This window comes from Kribbella catacumbae DSM 19601, from assembly GCF_000372465.1.
GTDB classification, from domain to species: Bacteria; Actinomycetota; Actinomycetes; order Propionibacteriales; family Kribbellaceae; genus Kribbella; species Kribbella catacumbae.
Map to the genome: position 1 here is coordinate 112,047 of NZ_AQUZ01000008.1, position 9,810 is coordinate 121,856.

Here is a 9,810-nt window from a genome sequence, read left to right on the forward strand (position 1 = left end):
AGCTGATCCATGGTCCCCAGCCTGATGCCGCCCCACTCACCCCACATTGCCGCCCTGTTGCCACTCCGTAAATCCTCCCCGCCCCACCTTGAGCACGGCCCAGTCACACTTCACGGCCCCAGCCGCCCACCCGGTGCCCAAGGTCGCCGCAGCCCGGTCCGTCGGCTCCGAGCGGACTTTGGGCACCGCCCGGCCACGGTTTGCGGCGGCGGCTGCCTGGCCGGTGCTCAAAGTGGCGGATGGTGGGAAGCGAGTTGGGGGTTGCGGGAGGGCGGGTGTGGGGTTTACGGTCCCGGTTAACGTTTAAGTGATCGTTAGTGAGTGGTTTACGCAAAGACAGATCACAAACGGTCAGAGTGCAATCGTCAAGCAGGTGCCGAGTAGAGGTGAGGGCAGGCTATGGAGAGCAGGTTCGGGCGGCGGAGGTTCCTGGAGCTGGGTGGTGCCGCGGTGGGGGCGGTGGCCCTCGGGTCGACGCTGGCGGCGTGTGGTGACGGCGGGTCGACCGGTGGCGGCGCGAAGGCGTCGGGCGACGTGAAGCTGCCGACGTACAAGGCGTTCGAGGGGCTGACCCCGGACCTGCCGGGTGCCGAGTCCGGGCTCGAACCAGGCTTCCTGCAGTTCCCCGAGAACGCGATCGCCAGCGTCCAGAGCCCGCCGCTGAAGAGTGCGGTGACCGCGCTGACGGAGACCTTCGCGACGCCGCCGCCCCCGATGGGCAGCAACCCGATGTGGCAGGCGCTAAACCAGTCGCTCGGTGGCGAACTCAAGCTGACCATCGGCACCGACCCCGGCTACCCGGAGAAGTTCGCCACCCTGCTGGCCGGCGACTCGCTGCCCGACCTGATGTGGCTGCCCCCGAACCAGGGCATCCCCAACGTCGGCCCGATGCTCGAAGCCAAGTTCCAGGACCTAACCAAGTACCTGTCCGGCGACGCCGTGCTGGAGTACCCGAACCTCGCCGCGCTCAAGCCGGCCTCCTGGCGGACCGCGGTCGTGAACGGCAAGATCTGGGGCGCGCCGATCCCGTCCACCCCGTTCGGCCAGGTGATGATGGGCAACCCGAAGACCTGGGCCAAGGTCGGCGGCCTGCAGTGCAAGACGGCCGACGAGTTCTTTGCCAAGTGCAAGGAACTCACGCGCGGTACCAACTACGCGCTCGAGCCCGCGATCATCAACATGCTGCACATGTTCGGTGAGTGGTTCGGCGCCCCGAACGTGTGGCGGGTCAACCAGGACCGGTCGCTGACCCACCTGTACGAGACGGACAACTACCGGGCCGCCGTCGAGTACGCCGCCAAGCTCTGGGCGGCGAAGGTCTTCTACCCCGACCTCAACCTCGCCGACGCGACGCCGAAGACCGCCAACGGCCAGATTGCGGCCCAGGTCACCGTCGGTCCGCGCGCCACCGCCGACTTCCGCGCCGCCGACCCGACCCTGTTCGTCGACACGCTGATCCCGTTCGGCCACGACGGCAAGGCCAAGCCGGTCTACGACATGGGCTACGGCACGGTCGGCTTCACCCCGTTCAAGAAGACCGACGAGGGCCGCATCCGCGAACTCCTTGCCTTGATCAACTACCTGTCCGCGCCGTTCGGCACCAAGGAGTACCTGCAGAAGAACTTCGGTACCGCGGGCCAGCAGTACACCCTGGACGCCAAGAAGAACCCGGTGCTCAACGCGGCCGGCAACCAGCAGGCGCCTGGCCTGGTCAGCGCGCTGCAGATCATGACCGCGCCGGAGAGCGTGATCTTCAACCCGGCGTTCCCCGAGGACACCAAGAAGATCCACGCCACCGAGCAGAAGCTGCTCGAGTTCGCGATGCGCAACCCGACCGCGGGCACGTACTCCGATACCAGCAGCAAGGTCGGCACGAAGCTGACCGCGGCGTTCCGCGACACGATCGTCGACATCGTCACCGGCCGGCAGAAGATCGGCGCGTACGACGAGGCGCTGAAGCGCTGGAAGAGCGGCGGCGGCGACAAGATGCGTGGTGAGTTCGAAGCCGTACTCCCGGCCGGCGCGCCGGTCACCGGATCCTGAGTCCGCCGATGACAGCAGTTACCGAGGAACGCAAGCAACCAGTGGGAGCGCCACCACGCTCACCCAAAAAACAGCGCAGTATGGCACAGCAGTTGCCGTTCAAGATCCGCCTCAGGCGGGACTGGCAGATGCTGGTCCTGATGGTGCCCGGGGTGCTGTTCCTGCTGGTGTTCTTCTACGTGCCGGTGCTCGGCAACGTAGTGGCCTTCCAGGACTTCCAGCCGTACCTCGGCATCATGCACAGCGAGTGGAACGGCGTACAGAACTTCATCAACCTGTACGGCAACCCGGACTTCTGGGACGCGCTGCGCAACACCTTGATCCTGGCCGGTGTGCAGCTGGTGCTGTTCTTCCCGGTACCGCTCGCGATGGCGCTGATCGTGGATTCCCTGGTCAGCAACAGGATCCGGCGTGCTTTCCAGACCATCGCGTACCTGCCGCACTTCCTGTCCTGGGTGCTCGTGATCGCGCTGTTCCAGCAGTCGCTCGGTGGTGCCGGGTTCGTCAACAACCTGCTCCGGCAGGCCGGGTTCGACCCGATCCCGTTCATGACGAACCCGGACACCTTCCCGCTGCTCGTCGTCGCGCAACTGGTCTGGAAGGACGCCGGCTGGGCGATGATCATCTTCCTCGCCGCGCTGTCGGCGGTGGACGTCTCCCTGTACGAGGCTGCCGCGGCGGACGGCGCGGGTCGTTGGCGGCGGCTCTGGCACATCACCCTGCCGTCGATGCGCACCGTCATCGTGTTGCTGCTGATCCTGCGCATCGGCGACATCCTCAGCGTCGGGTTCGAGCAGTTCATCCTGCAACGCGACTCGGTCGGGCCGGGTGCTGCCGAAGTACTGGACACCTTCACGTACTACGCCGGCGTGGTCGGTGGTGACTGGAGCAGTGGAGCCGCGGCCGGGCTGGCCAAGGGGGTCATCGGCGCGCTGCTGCTGTGGGGTGCGAACGCGCTCGCTCATCGGCTCGGCGAACCAGGGATCTTCCAGAAAAGAGGAGGAGAGTCGTGAGGCCGATCTGGAAGGAGCGGCCGGCACCGGCGTACCAGATCATCAAGGCGCTCGTGCTCGGTGGTTTCGCGGTCGCGATCATCGTCCCGATCATGGTGGTGATCTCGACCTCGCTGGCCAGCGACCAGGACATCATCAAGGCCGGCGGGTACGTGCTCTGGCCGTCGCACCCGACGTTCAAGGCGTACGAGACGCTGTTCAGCGGCGGGCTGATGGTGCGCGCGATCATGGTCAGTGTTTTCGTCACCGTCGTCGGTACTGCGATCGCGTTGTGCACCACGATCGCACTGGCCTACGCGACGTCGCGGCCGGTGCTGTTCGGGCGGCCGGTGTTGCTGCTGGTGCTGTTCACGTTGCTGTTCGCGCCGGGCATCATCCCGATGTTCCTGATCGTCAAGCAGCTCGGGCTGATCGACAGTCTGTGGTCGCTGATCCTGCCCGGCGCGCTGGGGGCCTTCAACTTCGTCGTGATGCGGACGTTCTTCATGAACGTGCCGCAGGAGATCCTGGAGAGCGCGCGGATCGACGGCGCGAGCGACTTCACCATCCTGCGCCGGATCGTGATGCCGTTGTCGAAGGCGGTGATCGCGGTGGTCGGGCTGTTCTACGCGGTCGGCTTCTGGAACGCGTTCTTCAACGCCCTGCTCTACATCAACGACACGTCGAAGTGGCCGGTGCAGGTGATCCTGCGGACCTATGTGCTGCAGGGCAAGTCGTTGTCGGCCGACCAGCTCGGGGTGACGCCGTTGCCGCAGCCACAGTCGTTGCAGATGGCCGTCGTCGTGGTGGCGCTGGTGCCGATCGCGATGGTCTATCCGTTCCTGCAGCGGCATTTCAACAAGGGCGTCATCACCGGAGCGGTCAAGGGCTGAGAGAATCAGTCCTATGTCCACGGGGATGACCGACAAACCGACGCTGCGCACGGTGGCCGCCGCGGCGGGGGTCTCGATCGCCACGGTGTCCTACGTACTGTCCGGTCACCCGCGCGGCCAGACGATCTCGGAGACGACCGCCGACCGGGTGCGGGATGCCGCCGCCCGGCTCGGGTATCGGCGCAACGACGCAGCTCGCGCGATCCGTACGGGGAAGTCCGATCTCGTGCTGTTGTCGCTGAGTGTGCTCGCTGATCCCTGGGCCCAGGCGGTGGCCGCGGATGTCAGCGCCGCGGTGACCCCGCTGGGCAAGACCGCCCTGATCGTGGCCGACGGCGACTGGCGGACGGTCCTCGCGAACCGGACGCCCGACGTGATCTTCATCGACCACGTCCGCGACGATCCGGAGCTGGTCACCGACCTCGAGGCGTTCGCCGCTCAGGGCGTGCAGATGGTCGTCTTCAGCGAGGTGCTCGAACCGCGCGGCTTCGACGTCATCCGGTCCGGTGCCGAGCCGCGCTGCCACCTGGCCGTGGAACACCTGCTGGAGCAGCACACCCGGATCGGCGCGCTCACCTCGAAGCTGGCGGGCTGGCCGCGCTACGACGCCTACCTGCACACGATGGCGGCGGCCGGAGTACCGGTCCTGGATGACCTGGTGGCGACCTACGAGCCGCATCCCGAAGGGGCATACCGGGCAGCGATGTCGGTGCTCAACCGGCCTGATCGGCCGACGGCGCTTTACTGTACGACGGACTTCGCCGCGATCGCCGCGATTCGGGCCGCGCACCGGTTGCGCCTCGACGTACCGGGGGATCTGGCCGTGATCGGGGTCGGCAACACGCCCGAGGGTGAGCATCTCGATCCGTCGCTGTCGACGGTCGGGCCGGTCGGGTTCAACGCCGCGCTGTGCCGGATCATGGTCGCCCGCCTCACCGACCTCGAGGGCGCGGACGGCAAGGTGTACGACTTCCCCTGGCAGCTGATCGTGCGCGAGTCGTCCTCCTAGAAGAGACGGGCCGGCGCGGCCTCTTCCAGGTCGAGCAGGAACTGCTTGCGCTTGAGCCCACCGGCGTACCCGGTCAGCTTGCCGTTCTTCCCGACCACCCGGTGGCACGGGACGATGACCGAGAGGGGGTTGCTCCCGACCGCTTTCCCGACCAGCTGGGCGAGCTGCTTGTCGCCCAGCCGCTCCGCGAGTTCGCCGTACGTCGTGGTCTCGCCGCGCGGGATCTCGTCGAGCAACGCCCAGACCTGCTGCTGGAACACGTCACCGCCCCGGAGCTCGATGGCCAGGTCGAAGGTGTCGCGCTCGCCCGCGAAGTACTCGTCCAGTTGGCGGGCGGCGTCGGCCAGTACCGGGTCGGTCGCTGCCTCGACCTCGTCGCCCAGCGTGGCGCGCTCCGGCTTCACCCAGTGATGCGGGAAGTAGACGCCGATCAGCGCGTCGTCCGAGGCGACGAGCGTGAGGTCGCCGAGTTGAGTGTTGACGATCGCGTGCCGGTTACTCATGTTCTCCTCCAGTTGCTTCTCCTGGTAGAACGCCGGCGGCAGCGGTTGTGTGAGGATTGCGGGGTGTTGTTGCCGGAGAGTGGTTGGGAGCCGGTGAACGCCGGGGAGTCTGATACCGAGGTGTTCCGCCGCGGTGCGGTGTATGCGAAATGTTGCGGGCCTGCCGGTGTCGGGGAGTTGCTGGCCGAGCGCGATCGGGTCGAGTGGTTGTCCGGTACGTCGATTCCCGGGGCAGCTGTGCTCGATTGGATCGAGGGGGACGAGGGTGCGGCCCTGTTGACCTCTACGGTTCCCGGTGTCGCGGCGATCGATCTGCCGTGGTCGGACAAGCTGGTGGACAGCTTCGCGCTGACACTTCGCGCGTTTCACGAGTTGCCGTTGGAGAGTTGCCCGTTCGAGCGCCGGCTCGACGACGTGGTCGGCCAGGCGGAGGACGTCGTACGGCGAGGTGCGGTGAACCCCGACTTCCTCACCGACGAGTGGCGGCTCGTCCAGCCCGAGGAGCTGCTGGCGCGGTTGCACGCCGAACTGCCTTCGGTTCGCGAGAAGGCCGACCTCGTCGTCTGCCACGGCGACGCCTGCCTGCCGAACTTCCTCTTCGACCCCGACACCCTCGACTGCACGGGAGCGATCGACGTCGGCCGTCTCGGCATCGCCGACCGGTACGCCGACCTCGCGCTGGTCCGGGCCCAGCTTCAGGACGAGTGGTCCATCGACGCCGACCGCTTCTTCGCGACCTACGGTCTGACGCCGGATCCCCAGCGCCTGGCCTTCTACCACCTGCTCGACCCGCTCACCTGGGGCTGAGCCCGATCTCGGCCGGGAACCAGGACGAGCGATCCATCGGGTCGGCGACCCGGATTCCCTTCGCGATCGCCAGCACCATGCTCTCCTGATCGGCTCCAGTGGAGCTCGATGCCTGCACCACGAGATCGAAGGTCCCGAACGGGATCAGCAACGTTCCGTCGACGCGCATCCGGCCGGCGCGTCCGTTGATCTGGACCGCCCGCTCGCCGGTGTAGACATGTTTCAGCGGCGGCCAGTTGAGCGAGACCAGGATCGACGCCGTCGGGCCTTTGGGGATCCCGAATTGGACGGAGCCGGCAGTGGCGCTGATCCCCTGGACCTGGGCACCGGGTGGCAGATACCCGAAGTCGATCGGCGCCGTGAGTTGGGGCGTCCCGAAATCGACGCTCTCCGCGAACCCCTGGACCCGCTGTTCGGCCCCGCCGAGATCCTCGAGGTCCGGCGAACAGTCGGCCAGCGCCCAGCTGCCGTTCCGGTAGCTCCAAGCGATCCTGAGGTGTGTCTGCGGGGCGGGGGTCGGCTTGGGCTCGGCGGTGCCCGACTCGGCCACTGGCATCCGGGGCTTTTCGACGGCGGCCTGGATCAGGTCGGCCGGGTGGCCGTTGACCGTCGTCTTCTTCCGGAGTTTGCCGAGCTTGGCCAGGTCGTAGCTGCCCGCCTGGGTGGACACATGACAGGACGTCTGGTTCGGCCCTGAGTAGGTCCGAGTGGTCGCCCCGGTCGGATACACGCTCAGCTGCTGATGAGTCCACCTGAGGGGCGGCTTGGGGGTTGTCGTGTTCTCCGTCACCGGTGGCGGCGAGCCTTTGCGATCGAGCACGACCGGTACGAGGACCGCTGCGGCGACTGTCGCCGCCACGGCCGTGAGTACGACGGAACGGCGGACCCGGCGTACCGGCGTACGGGTGGGTTCTGGCTCGAGCTGCCCGGCCCGTTCGGCGAAGAACTCGAGGGCTTCGCGAAGGGATTCCTCAGTGCGCATGGTCGGCCACCTCCGCGGTGAGCTGAATCTTGAGGGTTGCCAGCGCGCGGGACGAATAGCCGCGCACGGTGCCTTCCGTACAGCCGAGGATCTCGGCGATCTGGGCGTCACTCTGGCCGAGCAGGTACCGCAGGACGACGACTGCCCGCTGCCGCTTGGGCAGGGCGCACAGCTCGGTCAGCAGCTCCATCCGTTCGGCGATCCGGCCCGCCGGATCGGGGACCGAGCCGACCGCCTCGAGCAGTCCGCTCGGCTCGATCCGGGCCCATTTGCGGCGCCAGGACAGGAACTCGTTGACGACCATCTTGCGGATGTAGCTGTCCGGGTGGTCCAGACCGCTGATCGAGTCCCACTTGCGGTGAACCCGGACCAGCACCTCCTGGACGATGTCCTCGGCCAGGTGCCGCCCGCCGCAGAGCACGGTCGCGAAGGCGAGCAACCGCCCGCGTCCGTCCCGCACCCACTGATCGAACGTCATACCTGTAAAACGCCTCCGGAGCCGGATTCGTTGTGCGGCTATCTTGATTTTGTGGGTAGCCAGGTGAGGGTCGGGTAAACACGCGTTTCGGCTGGTTTTCGGTGGTGGGGGTTAGGTTCCGATGATGGTGGGGCGATGGGTGGTTGCGGTGGTGATGGCTGCTGCCCTTGTGGGGTGTACCGACACGGTGCCTTCCGGTCCTGCGAATACTGCGGAGCCGACGGTCGTGCCATCCGTTCCGGAGAGCTCGACGCCAGCCACGCCGATGCCCTCCAAGCCGTCGGCCTCCAAGCCGTCGGCCTCCAAGCCGTCGGCCTCCAAGCCGACTGGGACGAAGCCGACTGTTGGGCGGACGGCGGTGACGACGCTCGCGATTCCTGCGATCGGCGTACGGGCGTTGCGCGTTGTCGCCTACACCGGTACTGCGGACGACAAGGCCGGCACGGTGATTCAGGATCGTGGGGTGTTCGCGTCGCCGCGGGGGCCGGCGGGCGGGGTCGGGGCGGGGGAGATCGGCAACTTCATCGTCACCGGGCACCGGACCACGCATGGCCGGCCGCTCGGGCGATTGCCTGAGCTGAAGAACGGCGAGCACGTCCTCGTCACGTCCAACGGGATCGTTTACGACTACGTGGTGAGTCAGACGATGACGATCTCGTTCCGCAAGCCGGCCGAGAAGGCGCAGCAGAACGCCGCCGTACCGGGGCGGCCGGGTGTGACGCCGACCCGGGCGATGCTCACGCTGTCGACCTGCGCGACGCCCGAAGACCATGCCGCCGGCAACTATTGGAAGGACGCGCTGAACAACCCCGAACACCGGATCAACAAGATCGCCACCCTGATCGGCACCCGCCCTGCCGGTTGAGCAAGCTGAGCCGGTCGCGCCGCCGAGTGATCAGCTGCGGCCGAACTTCCACCACTTGGGTTTGTTCGCCTTGATCTCGTCGTCCGTCAGCGGCGGCGGCACCGGTGGCCGGGACTCCTCGGTGAGGAAGTTGCCGGACTCGGTGTCGTACGGCGTGACACCCAGCTTGCTGCTGATCTCCATCACCAGCGGGATCGAGCGCGGCCCGTCGATGTAGAAGGTGACGTCGCGAACCTCGACACCCTTGCCGATCGTCATCTCGATGTCGTACTCGGCGCTCTTCAGCTGCAACCAGGACCGCTTGCTCGCATCGACGCCCGGTGCCACCTCCCGCACCTGGTCGACCACCGCTTCCGCAGTACCGAGTGAGGGCGGCTCGTACCCGTCCGGAATGTCCTCGAGGCGGCGTACGCCTCCTGGCCCTCGCATCGCGTAGATAGCCCAGCTCATACCGACAGCATTGCTCAGTGCTGGTGAACCGCGACACCCGGCCCGTGGGTCAGCCGGGTTTGCGGGCACTGACCAAAGCGAAGCCGAGGTACTCGCCCTGGTCCGCGTGGAGCATCTCGAGGCTGCCGTCGGGGGTGCCGGTGTGTTCGGAGGCGGCCTCGGCCCAGGTCAGCCAGTCGCGCCAGCCGGTCTCCTGGAGGCGGGCGGAGGTGACCTCGACGAGTTCGGTGATCTCCCAGTGGAATCGCCACCAGTCGGCGGTGTGCCAGGCGAGCGCCTCCCAGCCGACCAGCTTCTTGATGTGCTCCGGGATGTAGCCGAGGTCGCGGATCTCCCGGGTCATCGCCGGGGTGGCGATGCCGAGCCGGCCGCCCGGCTTGAGGAAGGCGGTGAGGTAGGCGAGGTAGTTGTCCGCAGTACCGAAGTACTCGTAGGCGTCGATGCAGACGATCGCGTCGAAGAACGCGCGGGCGAAGGGCAGGGTGTGCGCCTCGGCCCTGAGCGCGGTGGCCTCGACCCCGTGGGCGGCGAAGTTCGCGGCCGCGTCGGAGGGGTCGACCCAGAGATCGGCGGCCCAGACCTGTACGCCGTACTCCTTCGCGAGGAAGACCGAGGTCGCGCCCTTGCCGGAGCCGAGGTCGAGCACCTTCATGCCGGGCTGGAGGTCCAGGTCGCGGGCGAGATCCTCGAGCAGCCAGAGTGGGTTGGGGCCCATGTCGCAGTCGAGCAGCCAGCCGGCGTCGTACTTCGAGGACAGCGGGTACTCCGCGCGCTTGAGGTCAACCATG

11 protein-coding genes are annotated in these 9,810 nt (G+C 67.2%); 6 read left to right on the plus strand and 5 right to left on the minus strand.

Going from position 1 to position 9,810, the window contains the following annotated elements; genetic code table 11:
- Nucleotides 1-399: 399 nt before the first annotated feature.
- The 4 genes from A3ES_RS0111195 (at nucleotide 400) to A3ES_RS0111210 (ending at nucleotide 4,937) form a co-directional block, all read left to right on the plus strand.
- Nucleotides 400-2,043: a type 2 periplasmic-binding domain-containing protein gene (locus A3ES_RS0111195; RefSeq protein ID WP_020386897.1), complete on the plus strand. Its 1,644-nt coding sequence runs from the start codon at nucleotides 400-402 to the stop codon at nucleotides 2,041-2,043.
- Between the two features lie 80 nt (nucleotides 2,044-2,123).
- Nucleotides 2,124-3,056 (plus strand): ABC transporter permease, encoded by a 933-nt coding sequence (locus tag A3ES_RS46920; RefSeq protein ID WP_020386898.1) that lies wholly within the window; start codon nucleotides 2,124-2,126, stop codon nucleotides 3,054-3,056.
- Nucleotides 3,053-3,928, plus strand: coding sequence for a carbohydrate ABC transporter permease (locus A3ES_RS0111205; RefSeq protein WP_020386899.1), 876 nt, complete (start codon nucleotides 3,053-3,055; stop codon nucleotides 3,926-3,928). The genes A3ES_RS46920 and A3ES_RS0111205 overlap by 4 nt, the downstream gene beginning before the upstream one ends.
- 25 nt (nucleotides 3,929-3,953) lie before the next feature.
- A complete protein-coding gene (locus tag A3ES_RS0111210) occupies nucleotides 3,954-4,937 on the plus strand; it encodes a LacI family DNA-binding transcriptional regulator (RefSeq protein WP_020386900.1) in 984 nt (327 codons plus the stop codon).
- Here the strand turns inward: A3ES_RS0111210 and A3ES_RS0111215 are convergent.
- Nucleotides 4,934-5,440: a methylated-DNA--[protein]-cysteine S-methyltransferase gene (locus A3ES_RS0111215; protein WP_020386901.1), complete on the minus strand. Its 507-nt coding sequence runs from the start codon at nucleotides 5,438-5,440 to the stop codon at nucleotides 4,934-4,936. The two genes, A3ES_RS0111210 and A3ES_RS0111215, sit on opposite strands and share 4 nt — an antisense overlap.
- A gap of 45 nt (nucleotides 5,441-5,485) precedes the next feature.
- Here A3ES_RS0111215 and A3ES_RS0111220 point away from each other — a divergent pair, with 45 nt between their 5' ends.
- The gene (locus tag A3ES_RS0111220; RefSeq protein ID WP_026162767.1) at nucleotides 5,486-6,247 is read left to right on the plus strand and encodes an aminoglycoside 3'-phosphotransferase; all 762 of its coding nucleotides are present in this window, start codon (nucleotides 5,486-5,488) and stop codon (nucleotides 6,245-6,247) included.
- On the opposite strand, the gene A3ES_RS0111225 is transcribed toward A3ES_RS0111220, so the two are convergent.
- Together A3ES_RS0111225 and A3ES_RS0111230 are read right to left on the minus strand one after the other, a co-directional pair.
- Nucleotides 6,234-7,229 (minus strand): hypothetical protein, encoded by a 996-nt coding sequence (locus A3ES_RS0111225; protein WP_020386903.1) that lies wholly within the window; start codon nucleotides 7,227-7,229, stop codon nucleotides 6,234-6,236. The genes A3ES_RS0111220 and A3ES_RS0111225 overlap by 14 nt on opposite strands.
- Nucleotides 7,219-7,707, minus strand: a complete 489-nt coding sequence (locus A3ES_RS0111230; protein ID WP_020386904.1) for a SigE family RNA polymerase sigma factor — start codon at nucleotides 7,705-7,707, stop codon at nucleotides 7,219-7,221. Before A3ES_RS0111230 ends, A3ES_RS0111225 begins: the two co-directional genes overlap by 11 nt.
- Nucleotides 7,708-7,933: 226 nt before the next feature.
- Here A3ES_RS0111230 and A3ES_RS0111235 point away from each other — a divergent pair, with 226 nt between their 5' ends.
- Nucleotides 7,934-8,572 carry a class E sortase gene (locus A3ES_RS0111235; protein ID WP_237744916.1) on the plus strand — a complete coding sequence of 213 codons (639 nt, stop codon included), beginning with the start codon at nucleotides 7,934-7,936 and terminating at the stop codon, nucleotides 8,570-8,572.
- 30 nt (nucleotides 8,573-8,602) lie between these two features.
- Here the strand turns inward: A3ES_RS0111235 and A3ES_RS0111240 are convergent, their stop codons facing one another.
- A complete protein-coding gene (locus A3ES_RS0111240) occupies nucleotides 8,603-9,022 on the minus strand; it encodes a hypothetical protein (protein ID WP_020386907.1) in 420 nt (139 codons plus the stop codon).
- A 49-nt stretch (nucleotides 9,023-9,071) separates the two neighbouring features.
- Complete coding sequence (locus A3ES_RS0111245) at nucleotides 9,072-9,809, minus strand: SAM-dependent methyltransferase (RefSeq protein WP_020386908.1); 738 nt, start codon at nucleotides 9,807-9,809, stop codon at nucleotides 9,072-9,074.
- Nucleotide 9,810: the final 1 nt, after the last annotated feature.

Excerpts from the sequence above, each read along its gene's own strand:
- A3ES_RS0111210 (WP_020386900.1), top strand. The coding sequence starts at position 3,954 with ATGACCGACAAACCGACGCTGCGCACGGTGGCCGCCGCGGCGGGGGTC.
- A3ES_RS0111245 (WP_020386908.1), bottom strand. The coding sequence starts at position 9,809 with ATGGTTGACCTCAAGCGCGCGGAGTACCCGCTGTCCTCGAAGTACGAC.
- A3ES_RS0111215 (WP_020386901.1), bottom strand. The coding sequence starts at position 5,440 with ATGAGTAACCGGCACGCGATCGTCAACACTCAACTCGGCGACCTCACG.
- A3ES_RS0111230 (WP_020386904.1), bottom strand. The coding sequence starts at position 7,707 with ATGACGTTCGATCAGTGGGTGCGGGACGGACGCGGGCGGTTGCTCGCC.
- A3ES_RS0111195 (WP_020386897.1), top strand. The coding sequence starts at position 400 with ATGGAGAGCAGGTTCGGGCGGCGGAGGTTCCTGGAGCTGGGTGGTGCC.
- A3ES_RS0111225 (WP_020386903.1), bottom strand. The coding sequence starts at position 7,229 with ATGCGCACTGAGGAATCCCTTCGCGAAGCCCTCGAGTTCTTCGCCGAA.
- A3ES_RS0111240 (WP_020386907.1), bottom strand. The coding sequence starts at position 9,022 with ATGAGCTGGGCTATCTACGCGATGCGAGGGCCAGGAGGCGTACGCCGC.
- A3ES_RS46920 (WP_020386898.1), top strand. The coding sequence starts at position 2,124 with ATGGCACAGCAGTTGCCGTTCAAGATCCGCCTCAGGCGGGACTGGCAG.